Origin of the sequence: Enterococcus sp. DIV0802b, assembly GCF_050543535.1 — a bacterium.
In the GTDB taxonomy this organism is placed as follows: Bacteria; Bacillota; Bacilli; order Lactobacillales; family Enterococcaceae; genus Enterococcus_D; species Enterococcus_D entomosocium.
Genome location: NZ_CP172941.1, coordinates 381,891 through 404,871 on the forward strand (window position 1 = coordinate 381,891; position 22,981 = coordinate 404,871).

Annotated in this window: 22 protein-coding genes, 1 riboswitch and 1 other annotated feature; of the genes, 13 read left to right on the forward strand and 9 right to left on the reverse strand. The window is 44.5% G+C overall.

From position 1 onward, the window contains the following. Positions 1–62: 62 nt before the first annotated feature. Positions 63–416, forward strand: coding sequence for a hypothetical protein (locus IGJ12_RS01830; RefSeq protein ID WP_005232346.1), 354 nt, complete (start codon positions 63–65; stop codon positions 414–416). A gap of 63 nt (positions 417–479) precedes the next feature. On the opposite strand, the gene IGJ12_RS01835 is transcribed toward IGJ12_RS01830, so the two are convergent. From IGJ12_RS01835 to IGJ12_RS01860, 6 genes are all read right to left on the reverse strand, one after another. Then, the gene (locus IGJ12_RS01835; RefSeq protein ID WP_005232344.1) at positions 480–839 is read right to left on the reverse strand and encodes an iron chaperone; all 360 of its coding nucleotides are present in this window, start codon (positions 837–839) and stop codon (positions 480–482) included. A gap of 360 nt (positions 840–1,199) precedes the next feature. Next, a complete protein-coding gene (locus IGJ12_RS01840) occupies positions 1,200–2,705 on the reverse strand; it encodes a helix-turn-helix domain-containing protein (RefSeq protein ID WP_005232342.1) in 1,506 nt (501 codons plus the stop codon). 118 nt (positions 2,706–2,823) lie between these two features. Next, a complete protein-coding gene (brnQ, locus tag IGJ12_RS01845; protein WP_008376239.1) occupies positions 2,824–4,176 on the reverse strand; it encodes a branched-chain amino acid transport system II carrier protein in 1,353 nt (450 codons plus the stop codon). Positions 4,177–4,380: 204 nt separating this feature from the next. Then, positions 4,381–5,115: an amino acid ABC transporter ATP-binding protein gene (locus tag IGJ12_RS01850; protein WP_005232339.1), complete on the reverse strand. Its 735-nt coding sequence runs from the start codon at positions 5,113–5,115 to the stop codon at positions 4,381–4,383. 11 nt (positions 5,116–5,126) lie between these two features. After that, a complete protein-coding gene (locus IGJ12_RS01855) occupies positions 5,127–6,716 on the reverse strand; it encodes an ABC transporter permease subunit (RefSeq protein WP_016619640.1) in 1,590 nt (529 codons plus the stop codon). A 115-nt stretch (positions 6,717–6,831) separates the two neighbouring features. Further along, a riboswitch (Lysine riboswitch) is annotated at positions 6,832–7,005 on the reverse strand. Positions 7,006–7,152: 147 nt separating this feature from the next. Then, positions 7,153–7,455: a hypothetical protein gene (locus tag IGJ12_RS01860; RefSeq protein WP_005232333.1), complete on the reverse strand. Its 303-nt coding sequence runs from the start codon at positions 7,453–7,455 to the stop codon at positions 7,153–7,155. 306 nt (positions 7,456–7,761) lie between these two features. Between IGJ12_RS01860 and IGJ12_RS01865 the strand changes: the two genes are divergently transcribed. Further along, positions 7,762–8,679, forward strand: a complete 918-nt coding sequence (locus IGJ12_RS01865; RefSeq protein ID WP_008376231.1) for an ABC transporter ATP-binding protein — start codon at positions 7,762–7,764, stop codon at positions 8,677–8,679. A 1-nt stretch (position 8,680) separates the two neighbouring features. Then, on the forward strand, positions 8,681–9,442 hold the full coding sequence (locus tag IGJ12_RS01870; RefSeq protein ID WP_080555166.1) for an ABC transporter permease: 762 nt from the start codon (positions 8,681–8,683) through the stop codon (positions 9,440–9,442). Positions 9,443–9,515: 73 nt separating this feature from the next. Here the strand turns inward: IGJ12_RS01870 and IGJ12_RS01875 are convergent, their stop codons facing one another. Both IGJ12_RS01875 and IGJ12_RS01880 read right to left on the reverse strand, forming a co-directional pair. Then, positions 9,516–10,421 (reverse strand): sensor histidine kinase, encoded by a 906-nt coding sequence (locus IGJ12_RS01875; RefSeq protein ID WP_087664808.1) that lies wholly within the window; start codon positions 10,419–10,421, stop codon positions 9,516–9,518. A gap of 14 nt (positions 10,422–10,435) precedes the next feature. Beyond that, positions 10,436–11,104, reverse strand: a complete 669-nt coding sequence (locus IGJ12_RS01880) for a response regulator transcription factor (protein ID WP_005232327.1) — start codon at positions 11,102–11,104, stop codon at positions 10,436–10,438. Between the two features lie 157 nt (positions 11,105–11,261). On the opposite strand from IGJ12_RS01880, the gene IGJ12_RS01885 reads away from it, so the two are divergent. From IGJ12_RS01885 to IGJ12_RS01915, 7 genes are all read left to right on the forward strand, one after another. Continuing rightward, complete coding sequence (locus tag IGJ12_RS01885) at positions 11,262–11,954, forward strand: NAD-dependent protein deacylase (protein ID WP_005232325.1); 693 nt, start codon at positions 11,262–11,264, stop codon at positions 11,952–11,954. 13 nt (positions 11,955–11,967) lie between these two features. Then, positions 11,968–12,816, forward strand: coding sequence for a chorismate mutase (locus IGJ12_RS01890; RefSeq protein ID WP_008376222.1), 849 nt, complete (start codon positions 11,968–11,970; stop codon positions 12,814–12,816). Continuing rightward, the gene (locus IGJ12_RS01895; protein WP_016611442.1) at positions 12,813–13,337 is read left to right on the forward strand and encodes a transcription repressor NadR; all 525 of its coding nucleotides are present in this window, start codon (positions 12,813–12,815) and stop codon (positions 13,335–13,337) included. The genes IGJ12_RS01890 and IGJ12_RS01895 overlap by 4 nt, the downstream gene beginning before the upstream one ends. Before the next feature lie 120 nt (positions 13,338–13,457). Next, positions 13,458–13,696 (forward strand) — a binding site (T-box leader). Between the two features lie 361 nt (positions 13,697–14,057). Beyond that, on the forward strand, positions 14,058–15,134 hold the full coding sequence (locus tag IGJ12_RS01900; RefSeq protein WP_008376218.1) for a methionine ABC transporter ATP-binding protein: 1,077 nt from the start codon (positions 14,058–14,060) through the stop codon (positions 15,132–15,134). After that, the gene (locus IGJ12_RS01905) at positions 15,135–15,815 is read left to right on the forward strand and encodes a methionine ABC transporter permease (RefSeq protein ID WP_008376215.1); all 681 of its coding nucleotides are present in this window, start codon (positions 15,135–15,137) and stop codon (positions 15,813–15,815) included. Between the two features lie 52 nt (positions 15,816–15,867). After that, positions 15,868–16,707 (forward strand): MetQ/NlpA family ABC transporter substrate-binding protein, encoded by an 840-nt coding sequence (locus tag IGJ12_RS01910; RefSeq protein WP_008376213.1) that lies wholly within the window; start codon positions 15,868–15,870, stop codon positions 16,705–16,707. Positions 16,708–16,769: 62 nt separating this feature from the next. Then, entirely contained in the window at positions 16,770–17,978 is a 1,209-nt protein-coding gene (locus IGJ12_RS01915; RefSeq protein WP_005232314.1) for a M20 family metallopeptidase, read from the forward strand. Positions 17,979–18,071: 93 nt separating this feature from the next. Here the strand turns inward: IGJ12_RS01915 and def are convergent, their stop codons facing one another. Then, complete coding sequence (def, locus tag IGJ12_RS01920) at positions 18,072–18,635, reverse strand: peptide deformylase (RefSeq protein WP_008376209.1); 564 nt, start codon at positions 18,633–18,635, stop codon at positions 18,072–18,074. Positions 18,636–18,881: 246 nt separating this feature from the next. On the opposite strand from def, the gene IGJ12_RS01925 reads away from it, so the two are divergent. The 3 genes from IGJ12_RS01925 to IGJ12_RS01935 are packed head-to-tail and all read left to right on the forward strand — an operon-like array spanning position 18,882 to position 22,862. Next, on the forward strand, positions 18,882–19,946 hold the full coding sequence (locus IGJ12_RS01925) for a DUF871 domain-containing protein (protein WP_430619281.1): 1,065 nt from the start codon (positions 18,882–18,884) through the stop codon (positions 19,944–19,946). Further along, positions 19,939–20,847: an N-acetylmuramic acid 6-phosphate etherase gene (gene murQ / locus IGJ12_RS01930; protein ID WP_008376205.1), complete on the forward strand. Its 909-nt coding sequence runs from the start codon at positions 19,939–19,941 to the stop codon at positions 20,845–20,847. Before IGJ12_RS01925 ends, murQ begins: the two co-directional genes overlap by 8 nt. Continuing rightward, entirely contained in the window at positions 20,847–22,862 is a 2,016-nt protein-coding gene (locus IGJ12_RS01935; RefSeq protein ID WP_430619282.1) for a glucose PTS transporter subunit IIA, read from the forward strand. Before murQ ends, IGJ12_RS01935 begins: the two co-directional genes overlap by 1 nt. The last annotated feature ends 119 nt before the right edge of the window (positions 22,863–22,981 follow it).

Sequence of the window (22,981 nt, forward strand, 5' to 3'; positions counted from 1 at the left end):
ATGGAAATGCGAACGTATGTGTGGTTTTAGAAACTGCTGCAACGCGCAGAAAGGAATGTCCAATGGAAAAGAAACCATCGCCCATCAAACAATTGGGCAAACTCATTGTGATGACATCCACAACGTTGCTGGATACCTTTTTCAGTGATGATGCTGACAAGAAGAATCAGTCTGAGAAAGTCAAAGAAATCCGGCGAACGCTGCAAGAGGCAGCCGCTGCCAAGCATCTGGTCGTGCTGCAAGTAAAAACAGAGAAATTGGGTGGTTTTGAAACCGTTACCGGCTGGATCGTCGGCAAAACGGTAGCAAAAGAACAAGTTGTCTTGAAATTACAAAGCGACCGTCAGCAGCTGCGGATTATTCCCCTGCATCATGTGCTGAAAGTTAGCACCTTGAATACAAAACCCGGCTTGTAAACAAGCCTGTGCATAGCAAAAAAACCGCTGCGTCATTAGACATAGCGGTTTTTTAATTGCTAGTTACGCGTGCTTGTTTTTGACTTCTGCGAGTCGCCAAGCGGTCATCACAGCGATCAGTTCGTAAGGGATCGGCTGTGCAAAAGAAAACTGGACCGCCCCTTTACTGGTCTTGTATGGTTGTAAGTCCTCTTGGAAGGCCGTGATCGCAGAAGGCGTGGGATAAAAGCCTAGATGCTGTTTGGCGCAGGCAAAATGTACGATATTTTCTCCCTGATGATAAGTAGGCATTTGATAACTGATCTTTTCAACCGCTTCAGGTAAAACGGCTTTGATGGTTTGACGGACCTTTCTTAAAATCGCTTGTCGTTCTGCTGGAGCTGCTGCAATGTATTGGTCAACTGTCGTAATGGCTGTTGTCATAGGCCACCTCCTGCCTTTAGTATACGGCAAACCCCGTAAGAAAAAAAGGAGCCTGTCAGTGGGTAGCTGACAGGCAAGGAGTAAAAATGAAAAGTGTTAGTTAGGGTTGTTTGTTGGGTTATGTATACTATACTGTCCAAATATGAATTTTTTGTGGAGAAAAGATTGGAAAGTGTTTAAGTTTGCTGGCTGCGAAAATAAGTAAAAAAAGACCCGTCGGTGGGTGGCCGACGGGAAGGAGTTAAAAATGAAAAAGTGTTAGTTAGGGTTGTTTGTTGGTATACATAGAGTATACGAGATAAATATGAATATTCTGTGACAAATCTTTTCGGAAGTTCTTAAGAAACCGTAACGGTTTGGTTACAGAGAAAGGTTCTTTTCATCAAAACGGTTTTTCAACGTACGATACAAATCAATGTATTGCCGATCGTCTGCCGCATAATCCCAAATATAACTCATTTTTTCTGGTTTGAGTTTTTTCATCAACTGATTGGAACTAACGATGACATCATAATTTTCTTGCTGGTTTAGATCATAAGGTTCTGCTGCTACGAAGGTCAAGTCATGTAGGAATTGATTCAATCCTTGAACGACTAAGAAATTATCTTCTAACGCAACCCCTACCCGTAAACGATTCGAATAACGGATTTGATCATAAAACGGCAGCAGGGCGTGGGTATACATCGTTGCCATCTGCTCTTGGTTTTCATCATTGATATAGTCCACCGCTGATTCTTCGCGATAGTTCGTTAAGAATTCATCGATTTTTTGCTGCAGCTGCTCTTCAGCAGACCCGCGATTGATCGAGGGTGTCAGCAAGCGATAGATATTTGGAAACGGCTGACGGAAAACGTAGTTGCCGAAAGTCACATTGATTAAATTACCCACGACCAATGGCTCGTCTAACAGGCCAGGTTGTGAAGCAAAGAAGGTTGCTTTCATCTCTGCTAACAAGTCTGCGACTAACGGATAAACTGGGTTTTGTTTGCTTGAAAAGAATTGCAAGGTTTGTTGCAAAGCTTCTTCTTCAGGACTCAAGTAGAATGGGAAGATTTGCGCCATCAAATAAATAAACCCTGATTCGCCTTTTAATTGTTTGTCTGTCATTGAAACTTCAGGATCAACGACTTGTGTCAAACGCTCAAAATCGAAATATGGATTATTTTTCATCAGGAAATTGTACCGCTTGTCGTATTTGGCAAAATTCCCTTTTTTGATTCGTAAAAGAATCAAGGCGGCGAAATACTTCAACTCTAATCGGCCAAGATAAGAATGAGTCATTGGGAAATACTCCGTGAATCGATCCACCATTTTTTCTGTCTCACTCTCAGCGATCGCAAATGGCCATTCTATTCCACGAGTACCTAACCAAATGATATTGAATAGGGAGAGCCGCACAAGACGCTCATCGCCCACTAAGTTTGATTCAGTGTACGTAAAGCGAAGCTGAAATTGCTTCAAATGTTTTTTTAGATGTTCAAATTTGCGAGACACCGTTGAACGACTGACATCGTATTTTGCACAAAAATCCGTGATCGTAGGATTGTCTTCATTCAGCATGTAAAGAACATATAAGAACGGAACGCTTTTATTCAATAAATAGAAGCGGTATTCATCGATCGTTACCGCGATATTCTGAGGCTGTAATTTACCGCCACGACCGAGTATCGACATATGATCCGGAGTTAACTCAGTTAGATCTTGGTCGATCTCAGTCAACTCTATAAAAGCTTGTTGGTAGCTTAACTCCATTTCCTTTGCCAATTGTGCGATTGGGTGGCTAGGGTTTTGCAGAGTCAGCATACGCCGGAATATTTTAAATTTAATTAATGTTTGCGGGTCCATCATAAGTTCTTCATAAAACATAGGTATCCTCCTTTGTGGCTCTATTGTATCTTTTTTTTACGAAACTGTCAGTCTTTTTAATCAAAAAAATAGCCTACCCTTTAAAAAAAGGTAGGTTATTTTCATCTTTTTAACTAATTTAGGCTGAAACAGGGTCTTTTTTGAACCACGACCATAGCAAACCGATCAAAAATCCGATCGCAGCTGGTACGACCCACCCCATCCCGATTTGGAAAAAGGGCAGATAATCTGACGCAAAAGACAAGATTCCTTGCACGAAAGCGTTGTTGGTAATCACTGCAGGACTCGCATTTAAGCCGTCGATGATTGCAGCGATCAACGTGAAGTATGTCGTCATTCGATAGACACTGGCACGATGGTTAAATAATGGACTGATGATCGCCAACAAAATCAAAGTGATCGCCAGTGGATAGATAAACATCAAGACTGGAATAGAAAACTCGATGATATTGGTCAAGCCGACATTAGCGAAGATCGCTGGTAAGATACTTGTCAAAGCGATAAAGAATCCGTAGCTTTGCTTTGGAAACAATCCAGCAAAGGTTTCGGAAAAGGCCGTGATCAAACCAATGGCGGTTTTTAAACAGGCAGAGATGACGATCAATGCCAATAGCAGACTGCCGACAGTGCCAAGGTAATGGTTGGCGATTTGTGCCAAAGCGATCCCACCGTTTTCGCTGATGGGAAACTGGCCTAAACTTTTGGTTCCCATATAAGAAAGTAAGGTATAGATGATCCCCATCAACACGATGCTGACAGAGCCGGAAAGGATCGTGTCTTTTGCGACCGTCGCAGGTTTCTCAACCCCCATATTGCGAATCGTTGAGACGATGATGATCCCGAAGGCTAAAGATGCCAGCGCATCGAGAGTATTGTAGCCGTTTGTGAAACCAGTAAAGAAAGCATCGCTTTGATAGCTAGGATAGATCGGCGCATCGCTGATGGTTCCTAGTGGTTGCCAAAAGGCAAAAAAGAGCAAAACTCCTAGTAAGACCAGAAACAAGGGATTTAGAAACTTCCCTACATAATCTAAGATTTTGCTAGGTTTGCGTGAAAACCACCAAGCAGCTCCAAAAAATAGGGCAGAGAACAACGCCAATAACCAAGTTTGCATGTCTGATGAAACATGGGGAGCGATCCCGATCTCATAAGAAGTAGTAGCCAAACGAGGCAGAGCAAAGAATGGCCCAATCACTAAATAAAGCAAAATCGTAAATATCATTGCATAGCGGCGATTGATCCGAGAAGCTAATTCAAAAACACCGCTGCTTTGGGAAACGCCAATAGCAATGACCCCTAAAAATGGCAAGCCGATCCCTGTAACTAAAAAGCCAAGGTTGGCTAAGCCGACATTCGCGCCAGCTTCTTGTCCCATGTGAACGGGGAAAATCAGATTTCCGGCACCAAAGAAAAGACCGAAAAGCATTGATCCAACATACATGTAATCCTTAAACTGTAACTTTTTTTCCATAAATGAAAGCTCCTATAATTCCTTAGTTTTAAAAAAAATAACAAAGTTTCTAACAAATAGCAATGGTTTTTTGTGATTTTTTGATAAATTCTGACAATTACTCCTCCTGCAATAAAAAAACACTTAGCATTGAATTCTTCCAAGCTTACTGAAAAAGGACGAAAAAGCTCGGAAGAAGACCGCTAAGTGTTTCAAGACAGAAAATTAATTCAACACACGGGAAAGGAATTCTTTGGTGCGTTGCTCTTTTGGATGAATAAAGATATCTTCAGGCGTCCCTTGTTCGGCAATGACACCTTGATCCATAAAGATGACCCGATCAGACACTTCTTTGGCAAAGCCCATTTCGTGGGTAACGATCACCATTGTCAAGCCAGTATGAGCTAACGTATTCATGGTCTTCAACACTTCACCGACCATTTCTGGATCTAGCGCAGAAGTCGGCTCATCAAACAACATGACATCCGGATTCATCGATAAGGCACGGGCAATGGCTACTCGTTGTTTTTGTCCACCTGAAAGCTGGGAAGGCTTGGCATTGGCATATTGAGCCATACCGACTTGCTCCAGATTTTCTTTGGCAGTCGCTTCTGCTTCTTTGCGATCACGATTCAAAACAGTGACTTGGCCCGTCACGCAGTTTTCTAATACATTCATATTGTTGAATAGGTTAAAGGATTGGAAAACCATTCCTAGATGCGTACGGTATTTCGGCAAGTCATAGCCTTTTTCCAGCACATTTTCACCTAAGTAGATGATTTGCCCACTGGTTGGTTTTTCTAATAAGTTGATGCAGCGAAGAAGTGTAGATTTTCCTGAACCAGAAGAACCGATGATCGTGACAACTTCTCCTTTATTAACAGACAAACTGATGTCTTTTAAGACTTCGTTGTCGCCAAAACTCTTTTTTAAATGGTCAATTTCAATGATTGCTGACATGTTCTTCCTCCTTATTCGTTCGGGTTGATGTCTTCTAATTTGACATACGCACTGGGACCATCCATTTTGCGTTCAACAAAGCGCAAGATCTGGGTGGCACTGATGGTCAAGACTAAGTAGATCACACCGATGATCGCAAATGTTTGGAAGTATTGGAAGTTCGTTCCAGCGGCTGATGTACCTTGGAAGAAGAGGTCTGCAACACTGATGACACTTAAGACGGCAGTATCTTTGATATTGATAATGATCTCATTCCCGGTAGCTGGTAAAATATTGCGCATCACTTGCGGCAACACGACCTTGATCATGGTTTGCCAATGGGTCATTCCGATGGCTTGAGCTGCTTCAAATTGGCCGTCATCTACAGCAAAAATCCCCCCACGAACGATTTCAGACATGTAGGCACCCGTATTGATAGAAACGATCAGCACGGCTGCCAGCGTGCGATTCATGGAGACACCAAAGGCTAGAGCAGTTCCGTAGAAAATAACCATTGCTTGAACCATCATTGGGGTGCCGCGGAAAACTTCGATATAAATAGTCAGCAGGCCGTTGACTATGCGTTGGAAGAAACGTCCTACTGGATTTTCTGAAAGCGGCAATGTCCGGAAGATACCGACTAAAAGACCGATAATCAATCCGATGATCGTTGAAAGGATCGCGATGAATAAGGTCAAGCCAGCGCCTCGTAAAAAGAGCATGCCGTAATCATCAATGATTTTTTTAAAATCAGCGATCAGACCTTGATCTGCCGTTTCTCCGCTGGCATCTGCAGGCTGATCTAAAACTGCTTGATCCATCAGGGAAACCCGTTCTTCTTCAGAAATTCCTGCAAGGATCTCATTGACTTTTTCAACATCGGGATCGCCTTTGCGCATCCCGACTGCTACTTGGACGTCTTCTGGATTGGTTTCAAAACCGGCGCCTTCATCGAACTCGACCATCTTCAAATCAGGATTTGCACCGACGGCAGTGACGCCTTCTGGACGTTCGCTGACGTAGCCGTCAATGATGCCCGAAGCTAAAGCAACGCGCATGGAGGAGAAGTCCCGCATGGCTTGTTCTTTTTGGACCTCAGGGATTTGATCTATGACGGTATAATGGAAAGTATTCAGCTGGGCAGTGATTTTTGCCCCCGAAAGATCAGCGAGGCTTTTGGCATCGGCGAACTCGCCATCTTTACGAACCACTACCACCAAATCTGATTCATAGTAAGGATCGGTAAAATCAATTTGCTCGCGACGTTCGGCCGTTGGTGACATACCAGCGATCACGGCATCGATAGTCCCCGCTTGCAAAGCTGGCGGCAAACCGTCCCATTGAGTTTTGACGATCACTAATTCTTTGCCTAAGCCTTCAGCGATTCGTTTGGCGATCTGGACATCGTAACCGCCGGCAAACGCCGAGCCTTCTTCCCCAGAAATCGGCACGGCACCATTGGCGTCCGTCGTTTGCGTCCAGTTAAATGGGGCATAGCCTGCCTCCATACCGACACGGAATTGTTCCGCAGGCGTTTGGTCATCCGCTTGCACGGTTAGGGGCAGCTGAATGAGGGTTAGACAGAGGGCGAAGACCGCCCAGATCCAATTACTTTTTTTCATTTTTTCTCTTTCCTTTCACGAGTTGGACAAGCAGGTAAGGATGAAAAAGCAAAAAAACAGCCGTACTCCATGATTGGAAAACGGCTGTTGACAGGTCATCGTCGACAAACCTTTCACAAAACATAGCGCAACTTAGACAAGCTAAGACAGTCCGCAAATTGTTCATTTGCGGCCCAACAAAATCGATGCAAGCAAAACCGACCTTGTTTCGGCGATGTTCCCTAGCTCTGCTGTAAACGTGTTGCTTCACTCAGCAGGATTAATGAACCTCGCGACCTCTACCTAAATGTTAAAGGGTACTCGTATTTAATTTGATTCTTCTCAGAGTTTAGAAGAAAAGCACCCAAATGTCAATTCTTTTTAACAAAAAAACGACCATTTCCCTATTTTTATCAAAGAGAAAGCGGATCGTTTTTACGAGTGTCTATTGGAACCCTTAAGCGACTTTCGCTTTTGGTTCACGGCCTAAAACAGCTTGGATGACTGTCAAAGCAAGCAATAAGCCAAGTGCTAGATAGATGAGGCTTGAGTATTGTGTAACGCCCCAATCTTGTCCGAAGGTACGGTAAACCACAAGGACGATGGCTTGAATGATTGCTGTGATGACATTTAAAAAGCCGAATGCCCATAAATTGCCATTTTCTTTACGTGCTAAATAGAAGATAGAGAAATATAAGCTGACTGCCAACCAACCGAAACTGATAATGATCATTGCCCAATAAATAATAGCTGCTACCAATGTATTTCACCTCACTTTGATTCGTGACTAGTTTACCACGTTTTTTGTTCCTTGTCATGAAGGAATCTCTTTCTTTGTGAGGCAAAAAACAAAGAGCAAAAGCAGTAATGAAAAGATCATCTGCTATTGGTTGGTTTGCTGAAAAGGGACGGTTTTTCTAGATCGGTTCATTTTCAGCTGTGTATAATAGAAATAAACTGTTTTTTGGAGAAAACTACGAGTTAAGAATCAATTAATAATTAGTTAATAGCTGATTTAGATCTGCTTGCTAGAATGAGCACAGAAGCAAGCAAGGAGGAAGTAAAAATGGAAAATGTTCTTAAAATCAAAGGATTAAACAAACGTTACGGCAAACAGCAGGCGCTACATGATGTCGATCTAACGATCGCTAAGGGAGATATTTATGGATTGGTGGGGAGAAATGGCGCTGGGAAGACGACCCTATTAAAAGCGATCGTTCAGTTGATCCAACCAACTAGTGGCAGTCTGCAGTTGTTTGATGTTGAAGGCGGCAAAGTGTACACTCAGATGCTGAAACGGGTCGGTAATGTGATTGAGACCCCAGTTGCTTACGACCAATTGACCGCAGAGCAAAATTTGAACTATTATTGCAAAATCAGCGGGGTGGTGGAACCTGAGGCGGTCAGTAAAGCATTGGCGTTTGTCGGATTGACCAATGTTGGCCACAAGAAATACCGTGATTTTTCTTTGGGTATGAAACAAAAGCTAGGCTTAGCCATCGCTTTATTGAACCAACCGGATTTTCTAATACTAGATGAGCCGATCAATGGCCTGGATCCTGTAGCGATCGTTGAGTTTCGGGAGCTGCTTTTACGATTGAATCAAGAACGCGGCATGACGATTTTGATTTCCAGTCATATTTTAGAAGAGTTGTACTTAGTCGCTACACGTTTTGGGGTCATTAGTGAGGGGCGTCTGATCAAAGAGATGACCAAACACGAATTCGATCTGATGGCGAAACGGTTTATTCAATTAGAAGTGGATGATGTAGCCACAGCTAGCCGCTTGCTAGAGAGTCAGCTGATTTCCGAATATAAAGTCGTCAGTGACCACAAAATTCATATTTATCAAGAGAATGTGTTGATTCGTGACCTGGTCCGTCAGCTGGTTTATGAAGGGATCGCTATCGACCGGATTTCTTTTGAAGGGGAAAATCTAGAGTCGTATTTCAAAGAGTTAGTAACAAGTGAAGGGGGAAATTAAGATGTTGAATTTTATTCGAGCCGATTTGTATCGTTTATCAAGAAGTAAAAGTTTTTGGATCACAGAAGGAATTATTTTATTGTTGGTGATTTTATCCGTTGTTTCCAATGGTAGTGTAGGGGTCACTCTTGGGGATAGTACGCAAACAGCAGGCAGCCTTACGGAAATGACTGGCTTTCTGGCGATCCAGACCAGTCTGTCTTCCATGTTGCTGTATTACTCCTTGCCATTGGTGATGCAGGTCTTAGGCAGTGAGTACACGAAAGGGACCATGAAGAATATCATTACCGTTGGTGTCTCCAAACCCGCTTATCTTTTTGGGAAATTCTTGGTTTATACATTGGTGCTGGTCTTACAGATCGTCGCGATTTGTTTGGTGAGCTTTGTAGCGGGAACGGTTATTGGGGGGATTGGTTATAATGACCTTTCACAGATAGAAAACTTGTTGTATTATTTCGTTAGTTTTGTACTGATTTTATTAGCGACTTCCTCTTTTGCAGTGCTAGTTTTGTATTTGACCAAAAATACAGCGGTCAGCGTGTTGGCGACGATTTTTATTCCGATGGCCTTTGCGATTGCCCGAATCTCTTTACCCAACTGGAAGTTTTTAGAATACTTGGACTTTCAAGGCGGGTTAGAGATGGTGACCATGACTACTTTCCAAACATGGGAAACAGTCCAACCCATTTTTCTTGGGAGCCTGATCAGTTTATTGCTTTGCCTCTTGGCTGCGCATCTGGTGTTTAAGAGACAAGAATTGTAAGAGCAGAAAAACGCCCAACCGTATCGACTAGTGAAGGTCGAGCGATTGGGTGTTTTTTGTGTATAGCCATGAGTTAGTGGGGTTCAACGGACTGCTGCCAAAAAAGGGTCAAACGAAACGTCTCTTCGGTTGTATCCAATTGGATCTTGCCGTCTAATGTATTAGTCAATGCCGCGATGATATACAGACCAAGTCCGGCTTGCTGTTTATGCCGTGAAAGGTCTTCCGTATAAAAGCGGTGAGTCAATTTTTCTGGGTGCTGGATCGGTGTCCTCAGCTGATTTTCTTGTTGGAAAACGATACGATCTCCTTGCTGATTCAAGCGGATCGTCCCCGTTTCACTGCCATGTTCCAGCAGGTTACCAAGGACATTTTGGAAAATTCGTTGCCAGCTTTTTTTATCTGAAATGATCATGATGTTGGGTTGGATCGCAACCGTCAGTGATAAATGGTTTTCCTCAAAAGAAGGATAAAGCTGGAGCAGTTCTTCTTCCAATAAACGAGAAAGATTGAATTCTTCCAAAGTCAAAGCGAGCTGATTGTCTTTGAGACGCTGATAGGTCAACAACTGTTCCAGATGATTTTCGACTTTTTCTAGGTTGCTGCTGACTTTATCCAGCAGCTGTAGTTGTTGCGGGGTGAGGGTCGCATCGGCTTGCAGCAGTTGTGTGTAGCCGCTGGCGACCGTCAAAGGTGTGCGTAAGTCGTGAGAGATATTTTGAATGGCTTGTTCCAACTGCTGGTTTTCTTGCAGCATTTGATAGTGTTGCTGCTTATTTTTTCTAAGTATCTGATTGTTTAACAAGGCGATCGCTTTTAAAGCGGGGACGCGGGTCTGTAAATGGATCTCTTGATTTGTTTCGATTTCGCTGATTCTTGTTAATTGCTGGTGGTACTTTTTTAGATCATATAGTAAGAAAAACCAATAGCCAAACAATAACACAACGATCAGAGCGGCGAAAAACTGAAGTATATGCATGAGGTTCCTCCTTTTTAAGCTAGCTTGACGCCGATGCCCCAGACAGTATCGATATACGCTTCATCTGGATCGAGTGTTTTGATTTTGCTGCGTAAATGGCTGATATGGACATTGATCGTGTTTTCTTCACCGTAGTAAGGTTCTTGCCAAACAGCTTCATAGAGCATTTCTTTGGTATAAACTTTTTTGGGGTTCGCTAAGAGCAGGGAAAAAATCTCAAACTCCTTTTTCTTTAACTGAACCGTTGCCTCTCCTCGTTGCAGCTGAAACGAGTCAGGCAACAGTTGAATGTTTTTATACGAGTGGCTGCTGGCAACTGGAGGGGGTTGTTTATTTGTTCGCAATTGAACAATGATACGTGCCTTTAATTCTTCGACATTGAAGGGTTTGGTCAAGTAATCATTGGCCCCCGCCAGCAAAAGGGTGGAAACATCGGCTGGTTCATCTAAGGCAGTCAAGATAATGACGGGGACCGTGGAGGTTTGGCGAATCTCTTGCAAGACTTGTGTCCCATCTTTACCGGGGAGCATTCGATCTAGCAAAATCAAGTCGAAAGCATCTTGCTGAAAAAGCAGCAGACCTTCCGTGCCTGAATAGGCTTGCTGGACGGTATAGTCAGCTGCTAAAATAGTAGCCAACATTTCGCTGATCTCATTGTTGTCTTCGATAATCAAAATTTTCATTTGGTTTTCCCATTCTTCTTGTATTTATTGCATTTATTATAAGCAATTCCGCAAGAAAAAGCATTAGTTGCTTTTAAAAAAGAAAATGGCTGATTTTTCGCAAAAACGGTTCTTTTTCGGTTAGAATAAGAGAAAAGCCATAAAGGAAGTTAGAACGATGAAGGTATCTATTGAGCAAGCAATCGCAACGGTCACCGCCGCATCATCCGTGACCTTTTTGACGGGTGCCGGTGTTTCAACCCCATCGGGCATTCCTGATTACCGTTCCTTAAAAGGGGTCTATCAAGGACTGGCCCAGCCAGAGTATTTGTTAAGCCATGACTGTTTAGAAAACGAACCGGAAACATTTTATCAGTTCGTCAAGCACCTCTACCATCCTCAGGCCCAGCCGAACATCATTCATCAAAAAATGGCTGCGCTGCAAACGAAAAAAACAGTTTGGGTCGTTTCACAAAACATCGATGGACTGCATGAAAAAGCGGGGAGTCACCAAAGAATCGATTTTCACGGCTCCTTGTACAACTGTTATTGCCGAAAATGCGGTAATCCGGTACCTTGGCAAGCGTATTTGCAGGATTGGCACCATGCAGGATGTGACGGTCAGATTCGGCCGGCGATCGTGCTTTATGGGGAAGGATTTACGGATGAAACCATTGAGGGAGCCATTCAAGCCGTTGCTCAAGCCGACCTGACGGTGGTCGTGGGGACTTCGCTGCAAGTCTATCCTTTTGCAGGGCTAGTCGATTACAGCCAGCAGGTGTTGGTCATCAATAAGGAACCATTGGCGATCCCGAATGAATATGGCATGTTGACCGCAGCAGCCGAAACGTTTTTCCAGAAAATTGAATGAAGGAGTTTATGATATGACACAACGTACCGAAAAAGAGAAAATGATTGCTGGCGAATTGTACTTTTCCCCAGATCCAGAATTGGTGGCAGACCGGAAATATGCCCGTGAACAAATGAACCTGATCAACCAAGAAACTGATACAAAAATCAAAGAGCAGTTACTAAAAGAAACTTTCGGCTCTGTGACTGGTCGAATCTATATCGAACCGAATGTCCGCTTTGATTATGGCTACAATATTTCTGTCGGCAAAAACTTCTATGCTAACTACGACTGTGTGCTATTAGATGTTTGTCCAATTACCTTTGGTGACAACTGTATGCTGGCACCCAATGTTCGGTTGTTTACGGCGACTCATCCATTGCATCCGGTCAAACGAAATAGCGGCTTAGAATTAGGGGCACCGATCGTGATTGGCGATAACGCGTGGATCGGTGGCGCGGCCACGATTTTGCCGGGGGTGCGCTTAGGTAACAATGTCGTGGTGGGGGCTGGCAGTGTGGTCACAAAATCATTCCCAGACAATGTTGTGCTGGCGGGAAATCCGGCACGGGTCATCAAGACGATCGACTTGGAAGAAGAAAACAACCAGCAAGATCCTTTGGCTGTTCAGCGAGCGGCAATCGATGACATTGATTGGCAGCTCACGCATCTTTTAGAAAAACGCATGAGTACAGTTAATGAAATCGTGCAATTGAAGAAAAGTAGTCAGTTGCCGGTTTTAGATGAAAATCGTGAAGAGAAAGTGCTGGAAAATATTCGGCAGGCGATTTCAAATCAAGCCTATGAGGAAACGATTTTAGCCATGTTTCAATCAATTATGAAACACTCAAAAACCTATCAAGAGAATCAATTGGAGGAATGAGTATGGATGGAGCAACACGTCGAGAAACGATTTTAGCGGCATTGAAGCAAGCGGACAAAGCGATCAGTGCCAGCAAACTGGCAGAATCACTAGGAGTCAGTCGCCAAATCATCGTTGGGGACATTGCCTTGCTGCGAGCAGCCGGTGAAGCGATCGCGGCCACTGCTCGCGGCTATCGACTGCAAGCACTGTTGAATGAGGCGGGGCATGTCAGCAAGCTAGCGGTGCAGCATCGGCCTGAACAAACCGAAGAAGAATTGCGGATTTTTGTCGCTTGTGGCGTGGAAGTGGTCGATGTCATCGTTGAACATGAAATCTATGGAGAGATCACTGGCAATTTGCAGATTCAAACAGACCAAGACGTGACTGATTTCATCAACAAAACCAAACATGCAGAAGCCCGCTTGCTCTCAGATTTAACCAATGGGGTACACTTGCATACGTTGCGTTACACCGATCCTGCGGCTCTGGAAAAAGCCAAACAACAGTTAGCAGAAAAAGGCATGCTCTATCAAAATTGAGGCGTAAACCATTCTGGCAAGGACGCTATCGGCAGTCTTGGGGAACACTTAGATGAAAAAATTGTGATTTTTTGTTGACAAGACGTTCATTTTCCAGTAAAGTACAACTCAACAAGAATAATGAATCTGTTGAGAAGGAAAGTAACCGCGGATACTTTAAAGAGAGACTCTGGTTGGTGGAAAGAGTCAAGTCAGAAGCGATGAAAAATGGCCTTGGAGGATTGATTGTCGATAAGTAGGCAATCACGGATGCGCACTACCGTTACAAAGTGCACCAATCTCTAGCACGGCTAGACGTTGGGTTGAGGGAAGGGAAACCTTCTAAACAAAAGGTGGTAACACGAGTATTCGTCCTTTTACTAGCAAACGCTGGTAAAAGGACTTTTTTTATACACAAAAATCAAATAGCACCACACACGAAGAATTGGTAAGTACAAAAGCACGTTTTTTCAACAGAGAGCTTCGGTAGCTGAAAAGAAGCATCAAACGACTTTTAGAAAATGGCCAAGGAGTGATTCGTTCCGAGCAGTAGTTTGCAAGGCGACGACGGTAGCGACCGTTATCTGGCTAGAGTATGATCGTACTCGAAAAGGAGCTGTATGCGAGTACAGCTTAAACTGAGGTGGTAACACGCAAAAATGCGTCCTCAAACAAGTCACAGGTGACTTGTTTGAGGATGCCTTTTTTTTATTGAAAAAGACAAGAACTAGGGGGAAGACGATGATTTCATTAAAAGATATATCAGTAACATTCAATCAATCAAAGAAACCCGCGATCCAAGCGGTCAAAAACGTATCGATCGAGATCGACAAAGGGGACGTGTACGGCATCGTGGGTTACTCAGGCGCCGGGAAAAGTACACTCGTCCGTGTGATCAACTTATTGCAGCGCCCAAGCAGCGGCAGCGTCGTCGTCAACGGCACGGAGCTGACCACACTTTCTGCGAAAGACCTGCGAGAAAAACGGAAAACGATCGGAATGATCTTTCAGCACTTCAACTTGATGGACAGCCGCAATGTTTTTGATAACGTGGATTTTTCCTTGAAATATGGGGGACGGTCCAAACAGGAACGTCATCAAAAAGTAACCGAGCTGCTGGCGCTTGTTGGATTGGAAGAAAAAGCCCAAGCGTTTCCTAGCCAACTATCTGGAGGGCAAAAGCAGCGGGTCGCCATTGCCAGAGCTTTGGCAAATGATCCAGAGATCTTGCTGTGCGATGAGGCAACTAGCGCCCTTGATCCGAAAACGACCTTACAGATATTGGCTTTGTTGAAAAAATTAAATCGGACTCTCGGTTTGACCATCGTGATCATTACCCATGAAATGCAAGTTGTCAAAGAAATCTGCAACAAAGTGGCAGTGATGGAAGACGGTGAAGTTATTGAGCAAGGTTCGAGCGTTCAGATTTTTAGCCAACCAGAAAAACCATTGACCAAAGATTTCATCCGAACGGCGACGCACATCGACCAAGCCTTAGAAACGATCCTCGGCAGTTCGAAGTTTTCTTCCTTGGCACCGAATGAATGGCTGGTGGAGCTGTCCTACGTGGGGGATCAAACCAATGAACCACTGATCGCCCAATTGTACAGTCGCTACAAAGTGACCACCAATATTCTTTACGGTAACGTGGAGATCTTGCAAGAAGTGCCGATCGGCAGCTTGGTCGTTAGCTTATCCGGAGAGTACCAACAGCGCAAACATGCCTTAGAATATTTGAAGTCTCAAGGAGTGTACACCAATATTTTAAAAGAAAATCATGCAGAACCATTAAACAATGTGATTAAAGGAGGATTTTAGATGGCTGCCTTATTAGAAAGATATTTTCCCAATGTTGTTGCGATCCAAGATGAATTTGTCGCAGCAACGATCCAAACCTTATATATGGTTTTTTGGACCTCTTTGATTGCGGGCATCTTAGGTATCTTGTTAGGGATCGTCCTAGTAGTGACGCGACCGAACGGGATTTTAGAAAATCGACCGCTCTTTGAATTTCTCGATAAAGTCATCAATGTGGTCCGCTCGATCCCTTTCATTATCTTATTGACGTTACTAGGAACCTTTACCCGATTTCTTGTGGGAACGACGATCGGCGAAACAGCAGCATTGGTTCCTCTGATTGCTGGGATCATTCCTTTCTTTGCTCGGCAGATCGAGATTGCCTTGCTAGAAGTTGACCCCGGTGTCGTGGAAGCAGCCGAAGCGATGGGCACCAGTCCTTTCGGCATCATTTTTCGGGTCTATTTGCCAGAAGGCGTGGCGGGAATCATTCGGGTCTCTGCATTGACCGTGATCAATGTGATCGGATTGACCGCCATGGCAGGAGCAGTTGGCGCTGGCGGTTTAGGTAACTTAGCCATCACCCGCGGGTACAACCGATTCCAGACCGATGTCACGATCATGGCGACCTTGATCATCTTAGTATTCGTTTTTATCAGTCAATTTGTCAGCAACCTACTCATTAAACGAGTATCACACTGACCACCACTTACGTACAAATAAAAAAACAAGCAAGTCTATGGAGGAAGAAAAAATGAAAAAAATCGTACAATCAATCGTCTTAGGGGCAGCATTATTATTTATTACCGGATGCGGAAACAATGGCAGTGCCGCAGCCACTGATCAAGAAGAAGTCACTGTGAAATTAGGAGTGATTGGCGCGGACACCGATGTCTGGGATGATGTCAAAGATCGTTTAAAAGATGAAGGCATCAATTTAGAATATGTCCAATTCTCTGATTACAATCAACCCAACGCAGCATTAGCTGATGGTTCCATTGACCTCAATTCATTCCAACACCAATTTTTCTTGGACAATTATAATAAAGAATTTGGTACCGATCTCGTATCGATCGGCAATACAGTCAACGCGCCATTAGGCATTTATTCCGACAAAGTGACGGATGTCAACGACTTGGCTGAAGGAGCTAAAGTTGCGATCCCGAATGATGTGACCAATGGTGGTCGGGCATTGCTCTTGTTACAATCAGCTGGATTGATCAAAGTGGATGAAGCAGCCGGACAAACACCAACGGTCGCGGATATTACTGAAAACCGTTTGAATTTAGAAATTTCGGAACTTGATGCAGCGCAAACAGCCCGGGCACTTTCCGATGTCGATGTTTCTGTTATCAATAGCGGCATGGCGGTAGATGCAGGATTTGTGCCTACCGAAGATGCAATCTTTTTAGAGCCTGTTGATGAAACGGCCCGTCCTTACGTCAACATCATTGCCGCCCGTAAAGAAGATGAAGACAATGAAGTTTACCAAAAAGTGGTTGCTGCTTACCAAACAGAGGATACGAAAAAAGTCATCGAGGAAACGTCAAAAGGATCAAGTGTTCCTGCTTGGGAAACCTTTGGAGCAAAATAAGTGCTATGTAATTTGATAAAAACACTGAAAAAAACCATGTAAGAAAAAGGAGAGATTTGATTATGACAACAGCAACTATTACAAAAGCAACGATTAAACCATTTATCCAAGAGCGTTTAGCCGCTTATCAAGCCTTGGCATTAGATATCCATAATCACCCAGAAGTCAGCAACTATGAGTTTTACTCAGCCGATGCCCTGATCGCCCAATTAGAAAAAGAAGGCTTTGCTGTTAAAAAGGATGTCGCAGGACATCGCACCGGCTTTGATGCCCGCTATGTCAGTGGAAAACCGGGCCCGACGATTGCCTTTTTAGCTGAGTACGATGCGTTACCAGGGATCGGTCATGCTTGTGGGCACAATCTCTTCGGGACTTATTCCGTCTTAGCAGCCAGTGCCCTGCAACCTTTCATCGATGAGCTAGGCGGGGAGATTCGAGTCTATGGGACGCCAGGAGAAGAAGGTGGGGAAAATGGTTCCGCTAAAGGCAGTTTTGTCCGTGAAGGGTTCTTCAATGATGTCGATGCCGCTCTTTGTGTCCATCCAGCCCATCGCTATGGCAAAACGACAGCGTCATTAGCCAATGATCCAGTGGATATCAAGTTCTATGGTCGAGCTTCCCATGCGGCAGCTGCACCAGAAAAAGGCATCAACGCGTTAGAAGCATTGCTGCAAGTCTTTAACGGGATCAATGGATTGCGTCTGCACTTACCAAAAGACGTCAATATTCATGGTGTGATCACCGATGGTGGCGTGGCAGCCAATGTCGTGCCAGAATATGCAGCCGGTCGTTTTTATTTACGAGCAGCCAATCGTGCGACCTTGAACGATGTCTACGAGAAAGTCGAAAACATCGTCAAAGGAGCCGCTTTAGCCACGGGAGCGACCTATGAATTCGGCTTGTTCCAAAACTCCGTCGACGATGTGATCGTGACACCAAGTTTTGACGAGATCTTCTTTGCCCATGCCCAAGAAGCGGGCGTACCTGCCGATGAGATCGATACGGAAGCCAAAACAAGTCTTGGTTCTTCTGATGTCGGCAATGTCAGTCAAGTGATCCCGACGATCCAACCCACCGTTTCGATTTCAGATGACTACATTGCGGGTCATTCGGAAGAATTCAAAGCCGCTGCCAAGAGTGAAAAAGGCTTGCAGTCGATCGCTATCGCGGCTGAACTTTTAGCGCTGACCGCGTTAGATCTTTTTGAACAACCGGCGTTATTAGAAAAAATCAAAGCCGATCATCAAGAAAGCCTAGCAAAAGGCAATTAACGCCAAAACCTTGAAGGAAGATATCCAGAGGATACTCAATAATATAGAAGAAAAAAAAGTCTCTGCCGCAAAATGTCGGTAGAGACTTTTTAGTTAGTCGATGACTAAAATGCCTTCTTTCAATGAAAAAGGATTTTGTTGATTGATATGATCGTAGAACATGACCCCGTTCAAATGATCGATCTCATGCTGAACGACGATCGCAGGATAGTTCTTTAAACGAACTTTTTTCTTTTTGCCGTTGATGTCGTAATAGCTGATCGTGATCCGGGCATGGCGTACCACGTAGCCAGGGACTTCACGGTCCACGGACAGGCAGCCCTCGCCTTCACCCAAACAAGCTTCTTGCACGGAATGACTTAGAATTTTAGGATTGTAAAGAACATCTTTAAAATCAGGTTCTGCTTTTTCTGGGTCGCTGCTAGGGACGAGGACCGCTGTGATTCGTTTTGAAATATCTAATTGAGGAGCTGCTAGACCAACACCACCTCTTAATTCGAGTTCTTCTGCCTTGACTGGGTCTTGGCTGTTTTCTAAAAAGGTCATCATTTCTTTTCCTAGTGCGATATCTTCTTCGCTCAAAGGAAAAGGTACTTCTTTTGCTACTTCACGCAAGGTTGGATTGCCTTCGCGAATAATATCATCCATTGTAATCATTGATGATGTGATTCCTCCTACTATGTAAAAATGACGAAAGCAAGTTTCGTTCCTAATAAAGTGTACCACAAGTGCAGAAAGAAGGGCATAAGAAAGTTTAAACGGTAAAGCTTTCTTATTAAATGAAACGATATTTCTATATTGATGATTTAATTATGAAATATAGTTGCGAACAGGAAGAGAATCAGTTATAATGCTTTTATAGAAAACGGTATCACGAAAGTGACTCACCAAGGAGGCAAAGAGATGTTCGGCTTTTCTGTATTTATGAACGAAGACTTGACGGCAGCAGAACTTGAGCAGATGACTGCGATGGCATCAGGCTTTAAAGGGATTTTCACCTCCATGCACATACCAGAAGACGATCGCAGTACCTATCGGCAGCGTCTGACGGACTTGGGAGGTTTCGCACAAGACCATCAGCTGTCTTTAATGGTAGATATTTCTGGAAACGCCTTAGCAGAAGCGGGCTTTTCCATCGACAATCTGGCGGAACTAAGGGGAATCGGTGTCACTGGTTTACGAATGGACTATGCCATCGACAATCAACAAATCGCTGCTTTTTCAAAAGAAATGACCATTAGTTTGAATGCCAGTACATTAACGGAAAAAGACATTCGAGAGCTGCAGGCGTATGGAGCCGATTTTACTCGATTGGAAGCTTGGCACAATTATTACCCTCGACCAGAAACGGGACTGGATGCTGACTGGTTTCAGGAGAAGAACCGCTGGTTGAAAGCACAAGGCTTTTTTGTCCAAGCCTTTGTTCCAGGAGATGCCAAGAAACGCGGACCGTTATTTCAAGGATTACCCACACTGGAAAGACACCGCAACTGGTCGCCGTTTGCCGCAGCGATCGACTTGTTGGCTACCGGTTCAGTTGATGCTGTTTACATTGGTGATGGGATGGTTTCTGCAAAAAGTGCGCAGCAGTTTGCGACGTATCTGCAAGAAGCGCGGATCGTTTTGCGGGTCAAAGATCTTGGTTCTACTTACTTTGAACACGTACTAGGGGATCACCAGAATCGTTACGATGAAGCTCGGGATGTCTTGCGCAGTGCTGATGCCCGTTTCAATGCCATTCCAGAAGTCAAACCTGAACTTAGTCAAGAGCGGACAATGGGTGCTGTGACGATCGATAACCAAGAGTATTTGCGCTATATGGGAGAGATTCAAGTGTGCAAACGTCCTTTGCCAGCAGACCCAAAAGTCAACCTCGCCGCTCAGGTGATACCAGCCGATCTGCCGTTGATCCAACAAATCAAAGCAGGGATGCGATTTAAATTAGAAAGAGATGATTCCAATGAATAAAATCAATTTAGACAAATTAACGACTGAACGACGCAATAGCGAAACGAGCAATTTAGATGAAATGACGATTTTAGAAGCGTGCCAAAAAATGAACCAAGAAGATCAAAAAGTTGCCTATGCAGTGGAAAAAGAAATTCCTAGTATTGAAAAAGTGATTGAACAAACTATCGCTGCTTTTAAAAAAGGCGGACGCTTGATTTATCTTGGCGCTGGGACAAGTGGTCGATTAGGCGTCTTGGATGCGGCCGAATGTGTCCCAACCTTTGGGGTATCACCAGAGATGGTGGTTGGTCTGATCGCCGGTGGTGAAGAAGCGATGACGGTCGCTGTCGAAGGAGCAGAAGACTCCTTAACGCTAGGGAAACAAGACCTTGTCGATCTGAAGTTGAACCCAAATGACATGGTGATCGGGATCGCTGCCAGTGGTAGAACGCCTTACGTGATTGGGGCTCTTGATTACGCCAATGAGCTTGGTGCCACAACGGCTACGATCGCTTGTAACAAAGATGCGGAGATCTCTCAACATGCCAGCTTTCCAATTGAAGTCGATTGTGGCCCAGAGTTTCTGACGGGTTCGACTCGTTTGAAATCAGGAACTGCCCAAAAATTGATTTTGAATATGATCTCGACGTTATCGATGGTAGGGATCGGTAAAGTCTACAATAATTTGATGGTCGACGTGAAAGCGACCAACGAAAAATTGGTGGAACGCTCAAAACGGATCATCATGCAGGCAACTGAAGCTGATTATGAAACAGCCGCTGCAGCATTTGAAGAAGCAGATCAGAATGTCAAATTGGCGATCGTGATGCTGTTGACGGATAGCACGAAAGACGAAGCACAAGCAAAACTTGCCACGGCACAAGGGTTTGTCAAAACGGCGTTAGGAGGAGAAAAGTAATGGCAAAAGAAACACTGACGGTAGAAGAGTTAGCGGAGAAGATTTTTCAAGAAGCCGGCGGAATGGACAACGTAGAAACAGTCAATCACTGTATGACTCGCGTACGAATGACCGTCCGCGACCACGACAAGGTCGATCAACAAGGGTTAAAAGAGATTCCCGGCGTGATGGGTGTCGTCAATGACGAGCAGCTGCAAGTCATTATCGGACCAGGGAAAGTCAACAAAGTAGCCAACGCAATGGTGGCAAAAGCCGGTGTTGATTTAGGGCAAGAGATCCCGCAGCAAAAATCAGGCAAAGAGGCGTTATCAGAAAAAACGGCAGAGATGAAAGCAGCCCAAAAAGCCAAACAAAAATCATCACCATTGAAGTCGCTGCTGAAAGACATTTCAAATATCTTTGTTCCAATGATTCCAGCCTTCGTTGGTGCAGGACTCGTTGCAGGGATCGCCTCCGTTCTGACCAACATGATCACTGCTGGAAATTTAGATGGAGACACTTGGAATTATTATGTCATGATTTTAAACGTCCTAAGAAATGGGATGTTCACCTATTTAGCAATCTTTACTGGGGTCAATGCTGCGCAGGTCTTTAAAGCCAATCCAACCCTTGGTGGAGTGATCGGCTCGATCATCTTGCTGACCGGTATGAACCCAGAAGCCCCGATCCAAAACTTGTTCACCGGCGAAGCTTTAGCTGCCAACCAAGGAGGGATCATCGGTGTGATCTTCGCTGTATGGCTTTTGGCGAAATTAGAGGCAGTGCTGCATCGAGTGATTCCTGAAGCGATCGATATTATCGTGACTCCGACGTTGTGTTTGTTGATCATCGGTTTGACGGAGATTTTCTTGATCATGCCATTGGCAGGTCTGATCTCTGACAGCTTAGTCGGTTCAATCACTTGGGTCTTGAATGTGGGCGGTGCGTTTTCTGGGTTTGTCTTAGGGGCGGCCTTCCTACCAATGGTCATGTTTGGTTTGCATCAAATTTTGACCCCGATCCACATCCAAATGATCGAAGCAACAGGCAGCACGCAATTATTACCGATTTTAGCCATGGCTGGTGCCGGTCAAGTCGGAGCAGCTTTCGCCTTATGGGTACGACTACGTAAAGACAAAGAGCTTTCTGAAATGATCAAAGGTGCATTGCCAGTTGGGATCTTAGGTATCGGCGAACCATTGATCTACGGAGTGACATTGCCATTAGGTCGACCATTTATCACTGCTTGTATTGGTGGTGGGATCGGTGGTGCGGTCATTGGCGCTTTGACAAATATCGGCGCAACGGCGATTGGACCATCAGGGCTAGCTTTGATTCCATTGATTGCCAACGGCCGTTGGATGGGTTATATTTTCGGCTTGTTAGCAGGCTATACTGGCGGCTTCGTTGCCACCTACTTCTTTGGGATTCCTAAAGATCGCTTAGAAGCAGTCAAAGAAAGCGAGGCAGAGGAGGCAAAACCAGCTGCAACCGTCACTTCTGTGCAACCGCAACCAAAAGAAACGAGTGAAACGGCGGCAAAGGAAACGGCAGCAAATTCATCAGCAACAACGATCGATACACCCTTATACGCAGTAGCAACAGGCACGACAAAATCAATCAGTGCATCAAGTGATCCGGTATTTTCGCAAAAAATGATGGGCGATGGGTATTTTGTCTTGCCAGACAATGGAGCGATCTTTGCACCAGCAGCAGGAACGATCACGACGATTTTCCCAACGAAACATGCATTGGGGATCAAGACTGCCAGCGGACTAGAGATTCTGTTACACATGGGTGTCGACACCGTGGAATTGCAAGGAGCACCTTTTGAAATCCTGGTGGAGGAAGGCCAAGCCGTGACACCAGCCACCCAAGTTGCCCAAGTCGATTTGGCGCAGTTGACGGCTAAAGGCAAAGCTTCTGAGATGCTTGTCATTATCACCAATATGGACCAAGCAGCCAACGTTGAACTGTTACCGATCGCGGAAACAAACGCAGGTCAAGCAGTGATGCACGTGGCAACGATAAAATAATGATAAAACCTCTATCTGATAAAGATGGAGGTTTTTTTTAAGAAGTTACTAAATTGATTGCGGAAACGAGGCCTTTATGTTACAGTTTCGTTACAAAGGGAGAAATCCCATACGAGGAG